This is a genomic window from Streptomyces sp. NBC_01384 (genome assembly GCF_045040035.1).
In the GTDB taxonomy this organism is placed as follows: Bacteria; Actinomycetota; Actinomycetes; order Streptomycetales; family Streptomycetaceae; genus Streptomyces.
In genome coordinates this window covers 1,442,775-1,465,024 of the sequence record NZ_CP109559.1, presented here as the reverse complement: position 1 = coordinate 1,465,024, position 22,250 = coordinate 1,442,775, and the positions used below count along the sequence as shown (strand labels likewise).

At 69.7% G+C, this 22,250-nt stretch carries 16 protein-coding genes; 7 read left to right on the top strand and 9 right to left on the bottom strand.

The features are described 5' to 3' along the window. Window positions 1-58: 58 nt before the first annotated feature. The 8 genes from OG747_RS06455 to OG747_RS06420 form a co-directional block, all read right to left on the bottom strand. On the bottom strand, window positions 59-1,615 hold the full coding sequence (locus OG747_RS06455; RefSeq protein WP_405878326.1) for an APC family permease: 1,557 nt from the start codon (window positions 1,613-1,615) through the stop codon (window positions 59-61). Window positions 1,616-1,719: 104 nt separating this feature from the next. Continuing rightward, entirely contained in the window at window positions 1,720-3,186 is a 1,467-nt protein-coding gene (locus OG747_RS06450) for an aldehyde dehydrogenase family protein (protein ID WP_405878325.1), read from the bottom strand. Between the two features lie 26 nt (window positions 3,187-3,212). After that, window positions 3,213-4,358, bottom strand: a complete 1,146-nt coding sequence (locus tag OG747_RS06445; protein ID WP_405878324.1) for an aromatic ring-hydroxylating dioxygenase subunit alpha — start codon at window positions 4,356-4,358, stop codon at window positions 3,213-3,215. Window positions 4,359-4,369: 11 nt separating this feature from the next. Beyond that, entirely contained in the window at window positions 4,370-5,524 is a 1,155-nt protein-coding gene (gene solA, locus OG747_RS06440; RefSeq protein WP_405878323.1) for an N-methyl-L-tryptophan oxidase, read from the bottom strand. A 48-nt stretch (window positions 5,525-5,572) separates the two neighbouring features. Then, complete coding sequence (locus OG747_RS06435) at window positions 5,573-8,065, bottom strand: FAD-dependent oxidoreductase (protein ID WP_405878322.1); 2,493 nt, start codon at window positions 8,063-8,065, stop codon at window positions 5,573-5,575. A 73-nt stretch (window positions 8,066-8,138) separates the two neighbouring features. Then, complete coding sequence (locus tag OG747_RS06430; RefSeq protein WP_405878321.1) at window positions 8,139-8,765, bottom strand: MBL fold metallo-hydrolase; 627 nt, start codon at window positions 8,763-8,765, stop codon at window positions 8,139-8,141. Further along, window positions 8,762-9,847 carry an S-(hydroxymethyl)mycothiol dehydrogenase gene (locus tag OG747_RS06425; RefSeq protein WP_405878320.1) on the bottom strand — a complete coding sequence of 362 codons (1,086 nt, stop codon included), beginning with the start codon at window positions 9,845-9,847 and terminating at the stop codon, window positions 8,762-8,764. The genes OG747_RS06430 and OG747_RS06425 overlap by 4 nt, the downstream gene beginning before the upstream one ends. A gap of 317 nt (window positions 9,848-10,164) precedes the next feature. After that, on the bottom strand, window positions 10,165-10,986 hold the full coding sequence (locus OG747_RS06420) for an IclR family transcriptional regulator (RefSeq protein WP_405878319.1): 822 nt from the start codon (window positions 10,984-10,986) through the stop codon (window positions 10,165-10,167). A 215-nt stretch (window positions 10,987-11,201) separates the two neighbouring features. On the opposite strand from OG747_RS06420, the gene OG747_RS06415 reads away from it, so the two are divergent. Together OG747_RS06415 and OG747_RS06410 are read left to right on the top strand one after the other, a co-directional pair. After that, window positions 11,202-11,522, top strand: a complete 321-nt coding sequence (locus OG747_RS06415) for a bifunctional 3-phenylpropionate/cinnamic acid dioxygenase ferredoxin subunit (RefSeq protein ID WP_405878318.1) — start codon at window positions 11,202-11,204, stop codon at window positions 11,520-11,522. A 34-nt stretch (window positions 11,523-11,556) separates the two neighbouring features. Further along, a complete protein-coding gene (locus OG747_RS06410) occupies window positions 11,557-12,819 on the top strand; it encodes an NAD(P)/FAD-dependent oxidoreductase (RefSeq protein ID WP_405878317.1) in 1,263 nt (420 codons plus the stop codon). 57 nt (window positions 12,820-12,876) lie between these two features. Here OG747_RS06410 and OG747_RS06405 read toward each other — a convergent pair whose 3' ends face one another. Then, on the bottom strand, window positions 12,877-13,482 hold the full coding sequence (locus tag OG747_RS06405) for a hypothetical protein (RefSeq protein ID WP_405878316.1): 606 nt from the start codon (window positions 13,480-13,482) through the stop codon (window positions 12,877-12,879). 694 nt (window positions 13,483-14,176) lie between these two features. Between OG747_RS06405 and OG747_RS06400 the strand changes: the two genes are divergently transcribed. Genes OG747_RS06400 through OG747_RS06380 form a run of 5 tightly spaced genes read left to right on the top strand, consistent with a single transcriptional unit; the run spans window position 14,177 to window position 22,156 of the window. Next, on the top strand, window positions 14,177-17,074 hold the full coding sequence (locus tag OG747_RS06400) for a nitrate- and nitrite sensing domain-containing protein (protein ID WP_405878315.1): 2,898 nt from the start codon (window positions 14,177-14,179) through the stop codon (window positions 17,072-17,074). Continuing rightward, complete coding sequence (locus tag OG747_RS06395) at window positions 17,071-17,511, top strand: roadblock/LC7 domain-containing protein (RefSeq protein WP_405878314.1); 441 nt, start codon at window positions 17,071-17,073, stop codon at window positions 17,509-17,511. Before OG747_RS06400 ends, OG747_RS06395 begins: the two co-directional genes overlap by 4 nt. A gap of 9 nt (window positions 17,512-17,520) precedes the next feature. Then, the gene (locus OG747_RS06390) at window positions 17,521-17,916 is read left to right on the top strand and encodes a DUF742 domain-containing protein (RefSeq protein WP_405878313.1); all 396 of its coding nucleotides are present in this window, start codon (window positions 17,521-17,523) and stop codon (window positions 17,914-17,916) included. A 24-nt stretch (window positions 17,917-17,940) separates the two neighbouring features. Then, window positions 17,941-21,570 carry a hydantoinase B/oxoprolinase family protein gene (locus OG747_RS06385; RefSeq protein ID WP_405878312.1) on the top strand — a complete coding sequence of 1,210 codons (3,630 nt, stop codon included), beginning with the start codon at window positions 17,941-17,943 and terminating at the stop codon, window positions 21,568-21,570. Next, on the top strand, window positions 21,551-22,156 hold the full coding sequence (locus tag OG747_RS06380) for a GTP-binding protein (protein ID WP_405878311.1): 606 nt from the start codon (window positions 21,551-21,553) through the stop codon (window positions 22,154-22,156). Before OG747_RS06385 ends, OG747_RS06380 begins: the two co-directional genes overlap by 20 nt. Window positions 22,157-22,250 lie beyond the last annotated feature (94 nt).

The window sequence follows — 22,250 nt, the reverse complement described above, 5'->3', positions numbered from 1 at the left end:
CCTTGCGTTGCTCATCAGTCGGTCTTCGGCCGGTCGTGTGCCGGTCGTCTGCCGGTCCTCAGTCGGTCACGGGAGTGGCGAGCGGAGCCGTCGTCGAGGCCTGGAGCTTGTGCTCGGCGAGCACCCCGGTCCGGTGCCGCTGCACGAACCAGTAGTAGGCGAAGCCGCCGCCCGCGACGATGCCCACGAACAGCACGGCGCCCCAGCGCAGGTACCAGTGGTACGGAGCCGTCGCGTTGTAGACCGCGGAGCGTGGCCAGATCAGGTTGATCGTCATGGCCGCGCCCCACACCACGGCGACGATGTTGACGAGCAGCCCCCAGCGGCCGAGCGAGAACTTGCCGTCTCCCGCGGGCTGCCACTTGCCGCGCAGCCTCGCCACCAGCATCGGGCCGGTGACCAGCAGATACGCCAGGTAGATCATGACGATGCCGATGCTGGTGACCACGGTGAAGATCTGCGGCTGGCGGATGTTGACCACCAGGATCGCCAGCGCGAGGACGCCGATGATCACCGTTGGCAGCACCGGGGTCTGGAACCGCGGGTTGACCTTGGCCAGCTTGGAGGACGCGGGCAGGTTGTTGTCGCGGGCCATCGCGAAGGCCAGCCGGATCGCCGCCGTGTGCACGGCGAGGGCGCACACCGTGACCGCGATCAGCACGCACCACAGCATCGCTTTGCCGGCCGTCGGCCCGAGCACGTCGAGGACGATGTACTGCAGACCTTCCGTGGAGAGCTTGTCGCCCTTCAGGCTGGAGACGCTCATCAGCGCGAGCAGCAGCACGAGCCCGCCCAGGACGAACGAGGCGACGATCGCGCGGATGATGGCGCGCGGGGCGTTGCGCGACGGGTCGAGGCACTCCTCGCCGAGCGACGAGGCCGTGTCGAATCCGTACATCACGTACGCCGAGGCCAGCGAGGCCACCAGGAACGCGCCGAGGTAACCGAACGACTGCCCGTTCCCGGTGCCCTGGGTGTCCATGACCACCTGGGGGCCGCGCGTGATGTGCACCGCGAACAGGATGATCAGCACGACGGTGGCGATCAGCTCGATGAAGACGCCCGCCGTGTTGATGGTCGCCATCAGCTTCACACCGAAGGCGTTCACCAGGGTGGTGAACAGGATCAGCACAGCCGCCAGCAGGACCGCGTTGGTGGCGACGTCGTACTTGCCCGTGCCGTCGCCCACGAACTGGAAGGTGGAGGAGATCTGCGGAAGCGTCAACTGATAGGCGAGTGCCACGGCCGAGATCGACACGATCGACGCGAGCAGCATCATCCAGCCCGCGAGCCAGCCTATGTGTGGATTACCCACCTTCTTGGACCAGTTGTAGACGGAACCGGCCACGGGATAGCGGGCGGCGAGCTCGGCGAAACAGAGCGCGACCATGAACTGGCCGATGAACACCATCGGCCACGACCACCAGTAGGCGGGACCACCACTGCCGTAGCCGAAGTAGAAGAGCTGGAAGGTGCCGGTGAGGATGGAGATGTAGCTGATGCCGGCGGCGAAGGTGTGGAAGTTGCCGAGGGTGCGCTTGAGTTCGGGCTTGTAGCCGAACTCGGAGAGTTCGGCGTCGTCGTTCTGTTCGGTCGTGGGTGGATGGGCGGTCATGAGCGGCCTCCTGGATCGGGGGAGAGGGACGCGGCTCGTGCGGGTGGGGTGGGGGGAGTCAGGGGATCAGACCATCCGGAGATCACCGGGGGATCATCAGGGGATTACGCGAACCACCCCTGTGGGGACGGGTCGGTGTTGCGCCAGATGTGCTTCGCCTCGCGGTACTCGGCGAGGCCAGAGGGTCCGAGCTCGCGCCCGAAGCCGGACTGCTTGAAACCGCCCCATTCGGCCCCTGGTACATAGGGGTGGTAGTCGTTGATCCACACTGTGCCGAGCCGCAACCGGGCTGCCACGCGCTGGGCCTTGGCCTCGTCGGTGGTGAAGACGGCGCCCGCGAGCCCGTAGATCGTGTCGTTGGCGAGCCGCACGGCCTCCGCCTCGCCGCTGAAGCTCTCCACGGTCAGCACCGGCCCGAAGGACTCGTCCTGGACCACGGACATGTCGGACGAGCACTCGTCCAGCACGGTCGGTAGATAGTAGAAGCCCGCGTCGAAGCCGGGCCCGGACGGGCGCGCGCCACCGCAGCGCAGCACCGCGCCCTCCGCGAGGCCCTGCTCGACGTACGCCTCGACCTTGGCGCGGTGCGCCGCCGAGACCAGCGGCCCGGTCTGAGCCCGCTCGTCGAACGGGCCGCCGAGCCGGATCTCCGAGGCCCGCCGGACGACCTCGTCGACGAACCGGTCGTGCAGCGAATCCTCGACCAGCAGTCGCGCGCCGGACGAGCAGACCTGCCCGGAGTGCAGGAAGACCGCGGTCAGCGCCATGTCGACCGCCGTCTCGAAGTCGGCGTCGGCGAAGACGATGTTGGGGTTCTTGCCGCCGAGCTCCAGGGCGACCTTTTTCACCGTCCCGGCCGCGGCGGCCATCAGCCGTCGCCCGGTCCCCAGACCGCCGGTGAAGGAGACGAGGTCCACGTCCGGATGGTCGCCGAGCGGGGCGCCCGCTTCCGGCCCGGCGCCGAGGACCAGGTTGGCCACGCCCGGCGGCAGCCCGGCCTCCTCCAGCAGCCGCATCAGATGGATCGCCGTGTGCGGGGTCAGCTCACTCGGCTTGAGGACGAAGGTGTTGCCCGCCGCGAGCGCCGGGGCGACCTTCCAAGCCGTCTGCAGGAGCGGATAGTTCCAGGGAGTGATCAGTGCGCACACCCCGACGGGCTCGTACACGACGCGGCTGTCGACACTCGCCGTGCCCGTGTCGACGACCCGGCCCGTCTCGGCGGCGGCCGTGCGCCCGAAGTAACGGAAGCAGTTCGCGATGTCATCGATGTCGTACTCGCTCTCGACGAGCCGCTTGCCCGTGTCGAGCGACTCGGCGCGGGCAAGCGCGTCCTTGTCCCGTACAAGGAGGTCGGCGACGCGCAGCAGCAGGTCACCGCGGTCCGCGGGCGAAGTCGCGGGCCAGGGGCCCTCGTCGAAGGCGCGGCGCGCGGCGGCGATCGCCTCGACGGTGTCCTTGCCGCCCGCCTCGTCGACGACCCCGACCAGGGAGCCGTCGGCGGGGCAGCGGATCTCGCGGGTGCGCTCATCGAGAGCGCCTCGCCATGTACCGTCAATGAACAGGTCAGGCACGGGGGCCTCCCAGTCGGTCGTATGCCTCAGGCACCGTGGCCCCCCAACTGCTGGATCAGCCACTCGTGGAAGATCCCGATGTGGTGCTCGGTGGGCACCAGGACACCACCCTTCCGGTACGCCCGCGAGGCCATCGCCGGCTGCGTACGTTCACAGGCCTCAAAATCCTGTTCGTTGACCCGGTGGAAGAGCTCGACCGACTTGGACACATCCGCGCCGGACTCCACGACCTCCGGCGCGTAGAGCCAGTCGCACTCCACGATCGTGCGGTCCTCGGCGAGCGGGAACATGCGGTGCAGGATGACATGGTCCGGGACCAGATTGATGAAGACCGTCGGTTTCACAGTGATCGCGTAGTAGCGACGGTCCTGGTCGTCCGCGATGTCCGGCAGCCGGCCGAAGCCCTCGCTGCCGTCGACCGTGAAACCCTGGATGTCCTCGCCGAACTCGGCGCCGTGCCCCACGTAGTACTGGGCGGCGTAGCCGTCGGCGAACTCCGGGAGGACGTCGACGAGCTCGGGGTGGATCGTCGCGCAGTGGTAGCACTCCATGAAGTTCTCGACGATCAGCTTCCAGTTCGCCTTCACGTCGTAGGTGATGCGCTTGCCGAGCGCCAGCTTCTCGGTGCCGTAGTGCTCGATGGCGGCCGCGTTGCCCAGCCGCTCCACGGCTGCGCCCATCACCGTCTCCTCGAAGGAGGGCGGCTCGTCGGCCAGGCACACCCAGGCGTAGCCGAGCCACTCCCGCAGTGCGACCTTGACCAGGCCGTACTCGACGCGGTCGACGTCCGGCATCTTGATCAGGTTCGGCGCGGCGACCAGCTTGCCGTCGAGATCGTAGGTCCAGGAGTGATACGGACACTGCAGATTGCGCCGGACCTCGCCGGACTCCTCGGTGCACAGCCGGGCCCCGCGGTGGCGGCAGATGTTCAGAAAGGCGCGCAGCTCACCCGTGCGGGAGCGGGTGATCAGGACGCTCTCCCGGCCGACCTGGACGGTGCGGAAGGCGCCGGGCTTTCCCAGATCCGCGGAGCGGACGGCGCAGAACCACATCGATTCGAAGAGCCGCTCCTGCTCCTGCTGGAAGATTTCCGGGTCGGTGTAGTAGCGCCCGGGGAGGGTGGCGATCAGGCTGGGGGAGAGGGGGGACGGGGAGACGGGGGTCGTCGTCACGTGCGTACTCCTCAGGCGGGCGCGGCGGCGAGGCGGCGGGGGTCGAACAGGTCGATCGGGTGATCGGTGGTGCCGTTCATGGCCAGATCGGCGAGGATCTCGCCGACGACCGGCACGAACTTGAAGCCGTGCCCGGAGAATCCGCAGGCCACGGTCACGGATTCCGGGTGAGCGGGATGGCGGGCGATGACGAAGTGCTCGTCGGGGGTGTTGGAGTACATGCAGGTGGCAGCCTTGAGGAAGGTGCCGGGCAGGTCGGGGATGCACCCGGACATATGGTCCGCCATGGCCTGGATCTCGTCCTCGTGGACCGTTCGGTCGACGGTCTCCGGGGTGGTCACGACCCCCTTGCGGAAGAAGGCGACCTTGGCGCCCAGCTCCGGCCCGTCGATCGAAGGGAAGCCGTACACCTGCACTCCGGCCGCGTCCTCCCAGATGTAGATCGGGTGATTCTCGGGCAGGAACGGCCGTACCCCGGCCTTCGGCTGGAACCAGTACATGACCTGCCGCTCGATCGTGAACGGCACCCCGAGATCGGTGAGCAGCTGCGGCGCCCACGCGCCCGGGCAGATCACCAACTGGCCGGCGGTGTAGGTGTTCTCGGCGGTGTGGACGCGTACACCGTCCTTGTACGGCTCCCAGCGGGTCATCGGTTCGTCGAAGTGCAGGTCGGCGCCCTGCCGGGTGGCGAGCTGGATATGCGCGGCGACGGTGTTCTCGGGACGGACGAGCCCGGCCCGCGCCTCGTACAGCGCGACCTCGTCGTCCTTCGGGTTCAGGGTCGGGAAGCGGCGGCGGATCTCGGAGGCGTCCAGCATCTCGTGGGGGAGGTCCCACCGCTCGGCGGAGAGCAGCGAACCGGAGACGGTCCGTGAGTCCGGGCGCCCCACCATCACACCGCCGCAGAGGGTGGCGATCTCCCGGCCCGTCGCCCGCTCCAGCTCGTCGTACAGCTCGTACGAGCGCAGCAGCAGCGGTACATACGCCGGGTCCTCGAAGTAGGACTGGCGGGTGACGCGCGAACCGCCGTGGCTGGAGCCGCGGTTGTGCACCGGGCCGAACTTCTCCAGGCCGAGCACGCGGGCGCCGCGCGCGGACAGATGGTGGGCGGCGGCGCTGCCCATACCGCCGAGACCGATCACGATCACGTCGTACGTGGGGGACACAGGGGCCTCCTTATGCCTTGTGGCCGGGCTCTTGTCTACTGATCGGTTTCAGCGGCGGATTCGGTTCATCTTCGGGTCGAAGAGGGGTTCTTCGGCGACGGTCGCCCGGACCTTCTCGCCGAAGTACTCGATGTGCACGCCCGTTCCGGTCGGCAGCGCCGGCAGCCAGGCGTACGCGATGCAGCGGCCCAGCGTGTAGCCGTACGAGGCGCTGGTCACGTAACCGGCCGGGGCGCCGTCGACGTAGACGGGCTCCTTGCCGAGCACGACGGCGACGGGGTCGTCGAGGAGGAGCGGGGTGAGCCTGCGCGACGGTTCCGTGGCGGCCAGGTCCTGGAGTGCCTCCTGGCCGACGAACCCGTCCTTGTCCATGCGGACCGCGAAGCCGACCCCCGCCTCGAACGGGTTGTGCTCGTCGGTCATGTCCACGCCCCAGGCGCGGTACCCCTTCTCCAGCCGCAGACTGTTGAAGGCCGACCGCCCGGCCGCGATCACGCCGTGCTCCCGCCCCGCCTCCCACAGTGTGTCCCATAGCCTGAGCCCCAGATCGGCGGAGGTGTACAACTCCCAGCCCAGCTCACCGACGTACGACAGCCGCATCGCCGTCACGGGGACGTGCCCGAGGTACGTCTCCTTGGCGCGGAAGTAGCCGAAGCCCTTGTGCGAGAAGTCGTCGCGGGTCAGCGGCTGGACGAGCTCGCGGGCGAGCGGACCCCAGACGCCGATGCAGCAGGTGCCGGAGGTGATGTCCCTGATGTGTACGTCGCCGGGTGCGTGGCGGGTCAGCCAGTCGAGGTCGGTGGGGGAGTTGGCGCCCACTTGGAAGCGGTCGGAGGCGAGGCGCGCGACGGTGAGGTCGGAGCGTACGCCTCCGGTCTCGTCCAGGAGCAGGGTGTACGTGACGGCGCCGGGCTTCTTGCGGAGGTTGTTGGTGGTCATGCGCTGGAGGAAGCCGAGGGCTCCGGGGCCGGTGACTTCGAGGCGGCGCAGCGGGGTCATGTCGTACAGGGCGACCTTCTCGCGGGTCGTCTTCGCCTCGGCGGCGGCGATGGGCGACCAGTAGCGGGCCGACCAGGCGTCGCGCTGGGGGAGGTGCAGACCGTCCACGAGCGGGGCGTTCGCCTCGTACCAGTGCGGGCGCTCCCAGCCGCCGCCCTCCAGGAAGTACGCACCGAGTTCCTGCTGCCGGGCGTAGAAGGGGCTGACGCGCAGGGGACGGGGCTGCTCCATCGGCTGGAGAGGGTGGAGGACGTCGTACACCTCGACGAACTGCTGCGAACCGCGTTCCCGGACGTACGAGGGTGAGCGCTGCGCGTCCTCGAACCGGGTGAGGTCGCATTCGTGCAGGTCGATGGAGGCGCGTCCGTCGACCATCCACTCGGCGACCGCCTTCGCGACCCCCGCGGAGTGGGTGACCCAGACGGCCTCGGCCAGCCAGAAGCCGCGGAGTTTCCGGGATTCCCCGAGCACCGGCATGCCGTCGGGGGTGAAGGAGAAGACGCCGTTGAAGCCTTCCTCGATCTCCGTCTCGCGCAGTGCGGGCATCAGCCAGCGGCAGTCGTCCCAGCTCGGTGCCCAGTCCTCTTCGGTGAAGGGGTACGAGGACGGCATCTCCATGTCGTTCGCGCGCGCCTCGTCGTAGGGGAGGATCTCGAACGGATCTACGGGGAGCGGCTTGTGGGCGTAGCTGCCGATGCCGATGCGGTCGTGGTGCTCGCGGAAGTAGAGGTCGCGGTCCTGGAAGCGGAGGATGGGCTTCGTGGCGTCGGTGGGCGCTGCGGTGGTGGCGTCGTCGGTGGGGGCCGCGGTGGTGGATTTCGCCGGCTCGGGGAGCCGCCTGGTCTTCACGTACTGGTGTGCGAGTGGCTGCAGGGGTATGTCGACCCCGGCCATCCGGCCGATGACCGGGCCCCAGAAACCGGCGGCGGAGACGACCTGGTCGGCGGGGAAGGTGCCGCGGTCGGTGACGACGGCGGTGACCTCGCCGTTCTCCTGTTCGATGCCGGTGACGGTGTGGCGGTCCAGGAATCGGGCGCCTTTTTCAGTGGCACGTTCCATCTGAGCGCGGGCCGCGAGCACGGCGCGGGCCAGGCCGTCGTCGGGAGTGTGGAAGCCGCCGAGGACGGCCGACTGGTCGATGAGTGGCCACAGTTCCTTGCAGCGGGCCGCGCTGACGATCTCGCCGCGTACACCCCAGGAGGCGGCGTATCCGGCCTTGCGGTGCAGGTCGGCGAGGCGCTCGGGCGTGGTCGCGAGCTCCAGGCCGCCCACCGGGTTGAAGCAGGAGACACCGTCGACCTGGAGGGAGTTGAACTTCTCCACGGTGTACCGCGCGAACGTGGTGAGCGTCTTGGACGGGCTGGTCTGGAACACCAGGCCCGGAGCGTGCGAGGTGGAGCCGCCCGGAGCGGGCAGCGGCCCCTGTTCGAGAACGGTGACGTCGGTCCAGCCGCGGGCGGTCAGCTCGTCGGCGAGGGAGCAGCCGACGATGCCGGCGCCGATGATGACGACACGGGGATGGGTTGCGGGCGTGCTGGACATGCCCCTCCTTGCCGGGGTGGGGAGTGAACGCGCTCAGGGATGAGTCAGGGGGCAGGGGGTCAGGGGTGGGAGGTCAGGGGGCGGGGACGTTGGGGCGCTCGGCGGCGACAGTGGTGTCCGCGCCGTGCCCGGTACGGACGACCGTGTTGCCGGGAAGCGTGAGAAGCCGGTTGCGGACGGAGGCCTCGATGGTGGGCCGGTCGGAGTACGAGCGGCCGGTCGCGCCGGGGCCGCCGTGGAAGAGGGTGTCCCCGGTGAAGACGGTGTCCAGGAAGGGGACGTAGAGGGAGCAACTGCCCCACGTGTGACCGGGGTTGTGGATCACCTGGAGCTCGATGCCGGCGACCGACAGGATCCGGCCGTCGCGCAGCTCGCCGTCCGGCTTGCGGGCGGGGTGGGTGAGGGACCACAGCTCGTTGTCGTCGGGGTGCAGGAGCACGGGTGCGCCGGTCAGCACGGAGAGGTCGGCCGCCGCGTCGATGTGGTCGTCGTGGGCGTGGGTGCAGACGATCGCGGTGACCTGGCGTCCGGCCACGGCCTTGTGGATCGTACGGGCGTCGTGGGCGGCGTCGACGATCAGCACTTCCTCGTCGTCTCCCACGAGCCAGACGTTGTTGTCGACGTCGAAGGTCTCGCCGTCGAGGCTGAAGGTGCCGGAGGTGACGACGCGTTCGACGCGCACGGTCCCCGTGGCACTCACAGGACCACCACCGAGCGGAGCACCTCGCCCCGGTGCATCTTCGCGAACGCCTCCTCGACCTGATCGAGGGAGATGGTCTCGCTGACGAAGGCGTTGAGGTCGAGCAGCCCGTACAGGTACTGGTCGATGAGGAACGGGAAGTCGCGGCTCGGCAGACAGTCGCCGTACCAGGAGGACTTCAGCGCACCGCCGCGCGAGAACAGGTCGATCAGCGGCAGGTCGATCCTCATCTCGGGGTCCGGGACCCCCACCTGGACGAGTACACCCGCGTGGTCGCGCATGTAGAAGGCCTGTTTGTACGTCTCCGGGCGGCCCACCGCGTCGATGGCGATGTCGACGCCGAAACCGTCGGTGAGCGCGCGGACGGCCTCGACGGGGTCCGTGCCGCGTGAGTTCACCGTGTGGGTGGCGCCGAACTTCTCCGCCTGGTCGAGCTTCTTGTCGTCGATGTCGACGGCGATGACCTTCATGGCGCCGTTGAGACAGGCGCCCGCGATCGCCGCGTTGCCGACGCCGCCGCAGCCGATGACGGCGACGGTGTCACCGCGTCCCACGTTGCCGGTGTTGACCGCGGCGCCGTAACCGGCCATCACCCCGCAGCCGATCAGGCCCGCGGCCTCGGGGCGGGCGGCCGGGTCGATTTTCACCGCCTGCCCGGCCGCGACCAGGGTCTTCTCGGCGAAGGCGCCGATGCCCAGGGCGTTGCTGAGCGGGGTGCCGTCGAGGAGGGTCATCGGCTGGGTGGCGTTGCGCGAGTCGAAGCAGTACCAGGGGCGGCCGCGGCGACAGGAACGACAGGTTCCGCAGGGCGCCCGCCAGGCGAGGACCACATAGTCGCCCGGGCCCAGGTCGCTCACGCCGTCGCCGACCGCCTCGATCGTGCCGGCCGCCTCATGGCCGAGAAGGAAGGGGAAGTCGTCGGTGATCGCGCCCTCCCGGTAGTGCAGATCCGTGTGGCATACCCCGCAGGCCTGGACGTTGACGAGCACCTCACCGGGGCCCGGGTCGGGAACGACGATCGTCTGCACCTCGACGGGTGCGCCCTTCTTGACAGCGACTACGGCACGGACCTCGTGTGGCACGACAAGCTCCTCTGCTGTTGCGCAATGCACGATGGGTTGCGCGATGAGGAACATATTGAGAACGCCGTCGCTGAGCCGTCAAGGGGTGGGAGTTAACCCTTGGCAAAAGGAACGGGGCTCCCGAAACATGCCGGACATACAAGCGTGCCGGACATACAAAGGGGTGGGGCCGGGGGGATTCCCCGGCCCCGCGTGGCGGCGAGGGGCTGAGCCGCTTGACTCCGCGGAGGTGCGCGCCCTGTCAGGGGCGCGGGGAACTGCGTGACCAGCCATGGACGGCCCGCAGCCCACGGACTGCAGAGGGCACCCCGGCAGTCTCAGAAGCCGTACCCCATCCGTCGCGACAACTCGGCCCCGGCCGCCACCGTCCGCTTCGCCAGCTCCGGCAGCCGATCCGAGTTCAGCCGATACACCGGCCCTGACACACTGATCGCGGCGATCACCTTGCCGTCATGCGCACGAACCGGCGCGGCCACGGCGGCAAGCCCCAACTCCAGCTCCTCGATGGTGACGCCGTATCCCTGCTCGATGACGGCTTCCAACTCGGCACGCAGTGTGGACGGACCCGTGACCGTGCGCTCGGTGAAGCGGGGCAGGGGGCGCGCGAGCAGACCCTCCCGCAGCGTGGGCGGCATGTGTGCGAGCAGCACCTTGCCGCTGGAGGTGGCGTGCAGCGGGGTGCGCCTGCCCAGCCAGTTCTGCGCCGTGACCGACGCGGTGCCGCGGGCCTGCATGATGTTGACCGCCGCGTCGTCGTCGAGGACCGCGATGTTGACGGTCTCGCCCAGCTCGTCGGCGAGTTCCCGGCAGACCGGGACGCCCTCCTGGGAGATGTCGAGGCGCACTGCCGCAGCCCCCGCCAGGCGCAGTACGGCGGCCCCCAGGTAGTACTTTCCGCGATCCTTGGCCTGGGCCACCAGACCGCGGTTCTCCAGGACGCCGAGCAGGCGGAAGGCGGTGGACTTGTGCACGTCCAACTCGTCGGCGATCTCGGTGACACCGGCCTCGCCGAGCCGGGCGAGGATCTCCAGCACGCTCACGGCGCGGTCCACTGACTGGACGGCGCTGCCCGCCCCCCTGCCGTTCTGCTTCTCGGGACTCTCCTCGGTGTGCTCAGCCTGCTTCTGCGTGCGGGTCATAGCTCAACTCTCACCACCTGGCGGCCCTGTTTGGGCCGCATCTGCGGGAAGCCCTTGACGTGACGGGACCCCCGCGCGGATTCTGTTGCGCATAGCGCTACCTCGTGCGCCATGCGAAACATCATGTTACCGAAGCGTCCGGAACCCGAAAGGCCTCCGGACCCACCTGGACCAGGAGGTCCCGGACGAAGAGTCCAGGACCGAGAGGGGGGCCCATGATTCCCGTCTGCCGCCTCGAAGACCTCCCCGCGGGCGAATCCGTCCGTGTCGATACCACGCCGCCCATCGCGGTGTTCAACGTCGACGGCGAGCTGTACGCCATCGACGACACCTGCACCCACCAGGACGCCTCCCTCTCGGAGGGCTGGCTGGAGGGCTGTCTGGTCGAATGCCCGCTGCACGCCGCCTCATTCGATCTCCGTACGGGCCGGCCGACGTGCCTCCCCGCACGCCGCCCCGTCCGCACCCACCGCGTCACCGTCGACGACGGAATCATCCACGTCCACCTGGCCGCGGAGGAGGGCAGCGCCGCATGAATGCCCTGACCGTGTGCGACGAAGAGCACGCCTCATGAGGACCGTGACCGTCGTCGGTGCCTCCCTCTCCGGGCTGTACGCCGCCCGGGAACTCCGTGCTCAGGGATTCGACGGACACCTGGTGATCGTCGGGGACGAGCCCCACCGCCCCTACGACCGCCCTCCCCTCTCCAAAGACTTCCTCACCGGTCGCGCCGACGAGGCCCAACTCGCCCTCACCGACGCCGAGGAGACCGCCGAACTCGACGCCGAGTGGCTCCTCGGCGTGCGCGCCCGCGGCCTCGATGCCCGCGGGCGCACCGTGCTCCTCGACGACGGCCGCACCGTCTCCACGGACGGGGTGGTCATCGCCACCGGCGCCTCGGCCCGCCGCCTCCCGGGCGACCACCTCGTCGGCGTGCACACCCTGCGCACCCTCGACGACGCCCGCGCCCTGCGCGAGGAACTCTCCCAGGGGCCGCGCCGCGTCGTCGTCATCGGCGGCGGCTTCATCGGCGCCGAGACCGCGTCCTCCTGTGCCGGACTCGGCCACGACGTCACCGTCGTCGAGGCCGCGCCGTTGCCCCTTGTCCCCCAACTCGGCCCCGAGATGGCCGCCGTGTGCGCTGCCCTGCACCGCCGTGGCGGAGTCGACCTCGTGACCGCCATCGGTGTGGCTGGGCTGCGGGGGAGCGATGCCGCAGAGGAGCACGCCAGCACCGCAGCCGCTCCGGGGCGCACCCTGGACGGCGCGGCGTCGCGTTCCACCGTCACCGGCGTGGAACTCTCCGACGGGCGGATCCTGCCCGCCGACGTCGTGATCGTGGGCATCGGCGCCACCCCCAACACCGGCTGGCTCGCAGGTTCGACACTCGCTCTGTACGACGGCGTGCTGTGCGACGACGGCTGCGTGACCGGACTGCCGCAGGTGGTCGCCGTCGGTGACGTCGCCCGCGTGGGAGGTGCGCGCGCCGAACACTGGACCTCCGCCACCGAGCAACCCCGCGTCGCGGTACGCAACTTGCTCGCCGGACGCACCCTTGAGACCGTCCGCTCCCTGCCCTACTTCTGGTCCGATCAGTACGGCGCACGGATCCAGTTCGCAGGGCGTCGGCACGAGGCGGACACCGTTCGTATCGCCGAGGGCGCGCTCGACGACGGCGCACCCGCCGAGGGCGGCTTCCTCGCCCTGTACGAGCGCGACGGCCGGACGACGGCTGTGCTCTCCATCGACCGCCCACGTCCGTTCATGAAAGCACGGCGTGAACTGGCGTGCGCTGAGGGGCCGGTGGAGCCGGCGGGCGCCGTGAAGAGTTGACGACCCCGTGTGGGCGGACCCGACGAGCCGGGTCCGCCCCTTGGCCGTGAGCCGTACTCAGGGGTGCGACAACTGCCCGGCGCCGCCCTGCCGCTGTATTCGCTCCTGCGCGCGCTCCGCCGCGCGCGCCTGCCGTCGGGCCCGGCGCCGCTCGCGCCGCAGGGTGCGTGCGGTGCTGCTCGGCTCGGACACCACTCCGTTCCGCTGATTCCACACTTGCCGGGTGACCCAGACATCCAGGGCGGCCCAGGTGGCGACGACCGTGCTGGCCACGCTGCTCAGGACCATCGGGAAGGCCAGCCAGGATTCCGCGAGCGTGGACAGGAAGGCGATCACCGCCTGGATCAGGGTCACGGCGATGATGAGCACCGCCCGCACGGCCGCCGTACGCACCGGGTCGGGCAGCCGCCGCCGACGCGCCGGCTCCGAGATCCACAACGGCCGGTAGTACGTCTGCTCTTCATACCCGTCGGCGTGCCCAACGGTGGCCCCGCGCCGCCCGTTCACATACTGGTGCCCGCCGACGGCAACGCCCTGTCCGCCCGCGTGCTCGTACTCACCGGCGGCAATGCTCCGATCGACCGGCTGCTCACGGCCACCGGTGGCGGTGCCCCGTTCGCCCACCGGTTCGTGCCCGTTCCCGGCAATGGCCTGGGCGCTCACGTGCTCGCTTCCGTTCCTGGCAACGCCCCGCCCGCTCACCCGATCGCGCCCGTCCGTGGCAACGCTCTGTCTCATCACTTCGTCGCGTCCGTCCGTCGTCGAGAGCCCCCCGCTGGTCCGATCGCGCCGGTCTGTCCGCTCGCGCCCGTCCGCCGGAATGTCGCGATCCGGCGCCTGGGCGGCCGATCGCACCGCCACGGGCGCCACAGCACCGATCCCGGGCGCCCCATGCCGCTCCGCCGTGCCCATCAACTCGTCACTCCCCACCGCCCAGCAGACCCTCGCACGGGTGTCATACGACACCGGCTCCCCAGTGGCTGCCCGGCTTGCGCTGTTTTACGCCGCCTGGGCGCGGCATGCGGCGCCTGTGGCCGATTCCGCCCCCATTTCCCGTAGAGAACGACGAACGGTGTGCCCCGAAGATTCCCAACAAGCCAAAAATTCCGGCCAACTGACCAAGTTCGCCGGTCCGATGCGCTCCGGTTCCACCTACCGGATTCGGGGCGGCAATCTCACCCAATGAACGGACAACTCCCCATCTCTCGTTCCCTCAACGGCCCCTGTTCCGTCCCCTTCGCGCCGGGCATGGGCTCGGACAGGCCTTCGAGTTACCTGTGCGTCAGTAGTAGGCTCACGCCGTTTGTTGACGCACAGGTGTGCCCCCGGGCCGGAGGGGGTCGAGCTGGGGGAGGCCATGCGCTTTCGCGGGAAGTCCATCCGCCGGAAGATCGTGGCGCTGCTCCTCGTGCCGCTCCTCTCCCTGACGGGGATCTGGGCCTTCGCGACGGTACTCACCGGCCGCGAGGCCAACCAGCTGTTCAACGTGTCGGACATCGTCGAGAAGATCGGCTACCCCACCGAGGACACCGTCACCGTCCTCCAGCAGGAACGCCGCCAGACGCTTCTCTATCTCGCCGATCCCCGCGCCTCCGACGTGCTCGCGGCGCTGAAGCGCAGCCGGACCGCCACCGACCGGGCCGTCGCGAAGGTCCGCAAGAACGCCAAGGACGAAGACGTACGCGAGGAAATGAGCGGGGGCACCTCGGAGCGCCTCACCTCTGTCCTGGACGGGCTCGACGGCATCGACTCGCTGCGCCGCAGCGTCGAGGAGGGCACCGTCAACCGGGCCCAGGCCCTCGACCTCTACAACCGACTCGTCGACCCCTGTTACACGCTGATGGCCAACCTTCATGCGGTCGACAACGTGGAGATGGACAAGCAGGGCCGCGCCCTGGTCAACGTGGTCACGGCCCGCGAGCTGCTCTCGCGAGAGGACGCCCTCCTCGGCTCGGCACTGGTCGCGGGCCGCGTCACCGGCGACGAGATCCGCGACATCTCGGACCTCGTGGCGCAGCGCACCCTGCTCTACGACATCAGCCTGCCGCTGCTGCCCTCCCCGGAACGCGACCGCTTCGACCACTACTGGAAGAACGCCGACACGACACCCCTGCGCGTGGCCGAGCAAACCGTCGTCACCTCCCCGGCCGGATCACCCCGCGGCGTCACCGCGAAGAGCTGGGACCGCGCGGCCGGGCATGTGCTCGCCGAACTCGCCGGCCTCGACGACAAGGCGGGCGACCGCTACCAGGACCGGGTCAGGCCCGTGGCCACAGGCGTCATCGTCAAGGCGGTCATCGCGGGTGTCCTCGGACTCATCGCCCTGCTGGCCTCGCTCATCATGTCCGTACGCATCGGCCGGAGCCTCATCCGCGACCTGCGCCGACTGCGCCTGGAGGCCCATGAGGCATCCGGCGTCCGACTGCCCAGCGTCATGCGCCGACTCTCCGCGGGCGAGCAGGTCGACGTCGAGACCGAAGTGCCGCGCCTGGAGTACGACAAGAACGAGATCGGCGAGGTCGGCCAGGCCCTCAACACCCTGCAACGCGCTGCCGTCGAAGCCGCCGTCAAACAGTCCGAACTGCGCGATGGAGTCTCCGAGGTCTTCGTCAACCTCGCCCGCCGCAGCCAGGTCCTGCTCCACAAGCAGCTCACCCTCCTCGACACCATGGAGCGCAGGACCGAGGACACCGACGAACTCGCCGACCTGTTCCGCCTCGACCACTTGACCACGCGCATGCGCCGACATGCCGAGGGCCTGGTCATCCTTTCCGGCGCCGCCCCGTCCCGGCAGTGGCGCAAGCCCGTCCAGCTCATGGACATCGTCCGCGCAGCCGTCGCCGAGGTCGAGGACTACGAGCGCATTGAGGTACGCCGACTGCCCCGCGTCGCCGTGACCGGGCCCGCGGTCGCCGACCTCACCCACCTGGTGGCCGAACTGCTGGAGAACGCCACGGTGTTCTCGCCTCCGCACACGGCCGTCCAGGTCATCGGCGAGCGCGTCGCCAACGGCTTCACCCTGGAGATCCACGACCGCGGCCTGGGTATGGCGGCCGAAGCGCTCCTCGACGCCAACCTGCGGCTGTCCGAGACCCCCGAGTTCGAACTGTCCGACACCGACCGGCTCGGTCTCTTCGTGGTCAGCCGTCTCGCCCAGCGGCAGAACGTCCGTGTCTCCCTCCAGCCGTCCCCGTACGGCGGCACCACCGCCGTTGTCTTCATTCCCGACGCGCTGCTCACGGACGACGTCCCGGACACCAACGGCATCGGCTTCCGCCTCGACCGCGCGCTGCCCTCGAAGGAGGGCAAGATCGAGGAGGACCGCAAGGCGGCGCTCTCCGAGGTCCCTGTGCGCCTCCCCAGCCTGCCCGCCTCGATCCTGGACGGACCGGTCGAGCTGGAGGCGCCGGTCGACCTGGACGCCCTCAGCGGTTTCCCGGAGGCCCTCGACGACGAGGGGACCGAGCAAGGCGGTCTCTTCCGGCCGCGTCGCTCCATCGCCGGTGTCCCGGTCGAACAGCACCAGCAGACCCGCGAAGGCCGCGGAGAGGCGGCCCGCTCCGGCGACGACGGCCCGGGCGCTCCGGTCCCGCTGCCGCGTCGCAGAACCCCCAAGCTCGTCAGCTCGCACGGTCGTCCCGTGACCCGGACGAGGCCGCGACGTGGGGAGACGGACGAGGAGCCCGTGGAGTTCCTGGAGTCGGCGGAGCGCCGCGAACCAGTCCTCGAGTCGGTGGACCTGCTGGGGGTAGCCGAACGGGAGCGCGCAAAGCCTCCGGTCGCCCGGCGCGCCGAGCGCACCGAGACTCCGGTGCGCCGCAACGGCGAGCGTCCCGAGACCCCCGGCCTTCGCTCCGAGAGGTCCGGCCCTCGATCTGAGGCGCCCGGCCTCCGAGAGGCCCCCGCTCTCCCCCAGCGCATCCGTCGCACCAGCTCGTCGTCCGGTACGGCCGGGACCACCCCGGACTCCGGCGCCGCGACGGAAGGGGCAGAATCGGGTGCGAGCCCGCTGCCCCGCCGCGTCCGACAGGCCAATCTGGCCCCGCAGTTGAAGGACGGACCCGAACGGCGTGCCGAGCGCGACAAGGCCCGCCCCGGAAACGGGGCGGATCTCGCCGATCGTGACGCCGACGAGGTACGCAGCCGCATGGCCTCGCTCCAACGGGGCTGGCAGCGCGGCCGCGAGGAGAACGCCGCGGGCGACGGGGCCCAGGGCGGCACAGCACCAGGAACGACAAAGGGGGACGGTCGATGACCGCACCGAAGGCCGCAGGACCCACCGCGACCAGCAAGACGTCGGGAGAGCTGAACTGGCTCCTCGACGATCTGGTGGACCGCGTCGCCAGCATCCGCAAGGCGATCGTGCTCTCCGGCGACGGCCTCGCCACCGGGGCCTCCCAGGATCTGACGCGGGAGGACAGCGAGCACCTGGCCGCCGTCGCCTCCGGCTTCCACAGCCTCGCCAAGGGCGTCGGCCGCCACTTCGAGGCGGGCAGCGTCCGGCAGACCGTCGTCGAGCTCGAGGACGCCTTCCTGTTCGTCACGGCCGCCGGTGACGGCAGCTGCCTCGCCGTTCTCTCCGACGCCGACTCCGACGTCGGGCAGGTCGCCTACGAAATGACGCTCCTGGTGAAGCGGGTCGGCGCACATCTGGCAGCCACTCCACGCACCGATCTGCCCTCGGGCGGGTAGTGGGATGACATGAGCGGAGACGGTCAGGGAAAACGCCATTGGTTCGACGACGACGCCGGACCGGTGGTCCGTCCCTATGCCATGACACGCGGACGTACCACCAGTCCGGCCCAGCATCGCCTCGATCTGATCGCCGTGGTCGTCACGGAGCCCCATGCGGACGACCCCGAAGCGGACCATTCGCTGTCCCCGGAGCATGTGGACATCGTCGAACTCTGCCGCGACACCCCCCAGTCGGTCGCCGAACTCGCCGCCGAACTCGACCTCCCCATCGGCGTGGTCCGGGTCCTCATCGGGGACCTCGTGGCCGAGGAAATGGTCCATGTGACACGTCCCGTACCCCCTGCCGAGCTGCCGGACGAGAGTATTCTGCGCGACGTGATCAACGGCCTCCGGGCGCTCTGAGCTGGGCGGAAGCGGGGAACAGACGTGACAGGCTGGCAGTTCTGGGTCGACCGAGGTGGCACCTTCACCGATATCGTCGCGCGGCGCCCGGACGGCCGCCTGCTCACGCACAAACTGCTGTCCGAGAATCCGGCGAGGTACGCCGACGCGGCGGTCGCGGGCGTACGCGAACTCCTCGGCGGCGGCCAGGATGTCCAGACCGCGCAGATCGACGCCGTCCGCATGGGCACCACCGTCGCCACCAATGCCCTCCTGGAGCGCAAGGGGGAACGCACCCTCCTCGTCGTCACCCGCGGCTTCCGCGACGCCCTGCGCATCGCCTACCAGAACCGCCCGCACATCTTCGCCCGCGCGATCGAACTGCCCGAGCTGCTGTACGAGCGCGCGATCGAGGTCGACGAGCGGATCACCGCCGACGGCACCGTCCTGCGCGCCCCCGACCTGGACGTCCTCGCGGGGCCTCTCCATGAAGCGTACGACTCCGGAATCCGCGCCGTCGCGGTCGTCTGCATGCACAGTCACCTCCACCCCGCCCACGAACAGGCCGTCGGTGAGCTCGCCGAACGGATCGGCTTCCCGCAGATCTCTCTGTCCAGCGAGGTCAGCCCGTTGATGAAGCTGGTCCCACGAGGCGACACGGCCGTCGTCGACGCCTACCTGTCGCCCGTGCTGCGCCGTTACGTCCAGCACGTCGCCGATGAACTCGAGGGCGTACGGCTGATGTTCATGCAGTCCAACGGAGGCCTTGCCGAAGCCGGCCAGTTCCGCGGCAAGGACGCCATCCTGTCCGGCCCGGCGGGCGGCATCGTCGGCATGGCCCGGATGTCGCAGCTCGCCGGCTTCGACCGCGTCATCGGCTTCGACATGGGAGGCACGTCCACGGACGTGTCGCACTTCGCGGGCGAGTACGAGCGGGTCTTCACCACCCAGATCGCCGGGGTCCGGCTGCGCGCACCCATGCTGGACATCCACACCGTCGCCGCGGGTGGCGGCTCGGTGCTCCACTTCGACGGCTCCCGCTACCGCGTGGGCCCCGACTCGGCCGGCGCCGACCCCGGACCCGCCTGCTACCGCGGTGGCGGCCCGCTCACCGTCACCGACGCCAACGTCGCGCTGGGCCGCATCCAACCCGTCCACTTCCCAAGGGTGTTCGGCCCCGACGGCGACCAGCCCCTCGACGACGCACTCGTCCGCGACCGCTTCACCGCCCTGGCGCGCGAGATCCGCGAGAAGACCGGCGACCACCGCACCCCTGAGCAGGTCGCCGAGGGCTACCTGCAGATCGCCGTGGCCAACATCGCCAACGCCGTCAAACGGATCTCGGTCCAGAAGGGGCACGACGTCACCCGGTACGCGCTGACCACCTTCGGCGGCGCGGGCGGCCAGCACGCGTGCATGGTCGCCGACTCGCTCGGCATCAGCACCGTCCTCGTCCCGCCCATGGCCGGTGTGCTCTCCGCCCTCGGCATCGGACTCGCCGACACCACGGCCATGCGCGAGCAGTCCGTGGAGGCGCCCCTGGAGCCCTCCGCCATGCCCGGTATCCTCAAGACCGCCGACGACCTGGAGGGCGCGGCCCGCGCCGAACTCCTGGCCGAAGACGTACCCGAGGACCGCATCACGGTCACCCGGCGTGCCCAGCTCCGCTATGACGGCACGGACACGGCACTCACGGTCGAGCTCACCGAGCCCGCCACCATGACCCGCACCTTCGAAGAACGCCATCGCGCCACCTACTCCTTCACCCTTGACCGTCCGGTCGTCGTGGAAGCCCTCTCCGTAGAAGCCACCGGTCTCACCGAACCCCCCGATCTCTCCGCCCTGGCCTCTTTCGAAGGCCGCTCCGCCGCCCCGGAGACGGTCAGCCTTCACACGGACGGTGCCTGGCGCGACGCACCCCTGTACCGCCGCGAGGAATTGCCCCCCGGTGAAACGGTCACCGGCCCCGCGATCATCACCGAGGCCAGCGCGACGACCGTCGTCGACGACGGCTGGCGGGCCGCTACGACCGATGACGGGCATCTGGTCATGGAACGCGTGGCGGTTACGCAGAGTTCCGATCTCGGCACAGAAGCGGACCCGGTTCTCCTCGAGGTCTTCAACAACCTCTTCATGTCCATCGCCGAACAGATGGGCGCCCGCCTGGAGTCCACTGCCCAGTCGGTCAACATCAAAGAGCGCCTCGACTTCTCCTGCGCCCTTTTCGACCCTGACGGCAGCCTTGTCGCCAACGCTCCCCACATCCCGGTCCACTTGGGCTCGATGGGCACCAGCGTGCAGGAGGTCATCCGGAGGCGCGGCGACAGCATGCGTCCGGGCGACACCTACGCGGTCAACGACCCGTACCACGGCGGCACCCACCTCCCCGACGTCACCGTGATCACCCCGGTCTTCGACACGGAAAGCGAGCGCATCCTGTTCTACGTCGCCTCGCGCGGCCACCACGCCGAGATCGGCGGCATCGCCCCGGGCTCCATGCCCGCGAACAGCCACACCATCGAGGAGGAGGGCATCCTCTTCGACAACTGGCTGCTCGCCGAGGACGGCCGCTTCCGCGAGGCCGAGACGCTCCGCCTGCTCACCGAGGCGCCCTACCCCTCACGCAACCCGACGACCAACCTCGCTGACCTGCGCGCACAGATCGCCGCCAACCGGAAAGGTGTCGACGAGGTCGCCCGTATGATCGACGACTTCGGGCTCGACGTCGTCCAGGCGTACATGCGGCACGTCCAGGACAATGCCGAGGAAGCGGTACGCCGCGTCATCGACGCCCTGGAAGACGGTGAGTTCGCCTACGAGACCGACTCCGGGGCCGTCATCCATGTCCGCGTCTCCGTAGACCGCGAAAATCGCTCCGCCACCGTCGACTTCACCGATACGTCCCCGCAGCTCACCACGAACTTCAACGCCCCCTTCTCGGTGGTCAACGCCGCCGTCCTGTATGTCTTCCGCACCCTCGTCGCCGACGACATCCCGCTCAACGACGGCTGCCTGCGCCCCCTGGACATCGTGGTGCCCCGCGGTTCGATGCTCGCTCCCCAGCCCCCGGCCGCCGTCGTCGCGGGCAATGTGGAAACATCCCAGGCGATCACCGGCGCGCTGTACGGTGCCCTGCGGGTGCAGGCCGAAGGTTCCGGAACGATGAACAACGTCACCTTCGGCAACGACCGGTACCAGTACTACGAGACCGTAGCCTCCGGATCCGGCGCGGGCGACGGCTTCCCCGGCGCGTCCGTCGTACAGACCCACATGACCAACTCGCGGCTCACCGACCCCGAGGTTCTGGAGTGGCGGCTGCCGGTCCGGCTGGACGAGTTCGCGGTTCGGCGCGGCAGCGGCGGCGCGGGGCGCTGGACCGGCGGGGACGGGGCCGTGCGACGCATCCGCTTCCATGAGCCCATGACCGTCTCCACGCTCTCCCAGCATCGCAGGGTCCCGCCCTACGGCATGGCCGGAGGCGAGCCCGGAGCGCTCGGCGCCAACCGGGTGGAGCGCGCCGACGGCACGGTCACCGAACTTGGCGGAAGTGATACGGCGGACGTCGGCCCAGGCGACGTACTAGTCATCGAAACCCCCGGCGGCGGGGGCTACGGCCCTCCGCCGCACGACCCCCATCAAGCAGGAGAAGAGATCGATGATCTTCGGGCGTTCTGAGCGCGGCAAGCCTCCGGTCGAGCCCGTCACGCTCAAGATCCTGGTGGCCGGCGGCTTCGGCGTGGGCAAGACGACTCTGGTCGGCGCGGTCAGTGAGATCAAACCGTTGCGCACCGAGGAGGTGCTCACCGAGGCGGGTCGCCCGGTCGACGACACCAGCGGTGTGGAGGGCAAGCACACCACTACCGTCGCCATGGACTTCGGCCGCATCACGCTCCGCGAGGACCTGGTGCTCTACCTCTTCGGGACGCCCGGGCAGGACCGCTTCTGGTTCCTGTGGGACGAGCTGGCCTCCGGCTCCCTCGGCGCCGTGGTGCTCGCCGACACTCGCCGCCTGGAGGACTGCTTCGCCGCTGTCGACTACTTCGAGCGGCGCTCCATACCGTTCGTGATGGGCGTCAATTGCTTCGAAGGATCGGCCTGTTACCCGGCCGAGGACGTCCGCCAGGCCCTCGACCTCGACGACGACGTACCGGTCGTCCTCTGCGACGCACGGGACCGGGAGTCGGCCAAGGAGGTTCTCATCGAGGTCGTCCAGCACGCGATGGCGTACGGAGCCGACCGACGAGAACCGGTCACGACCTGACCCACTCACAGGGCCCAGCCGCGCATACGGCCCGTACCCCCGCCGACCGGGGTACGGGCCGCAGTCCTGCACGCGCGCGTGGCTCACGCGCAAA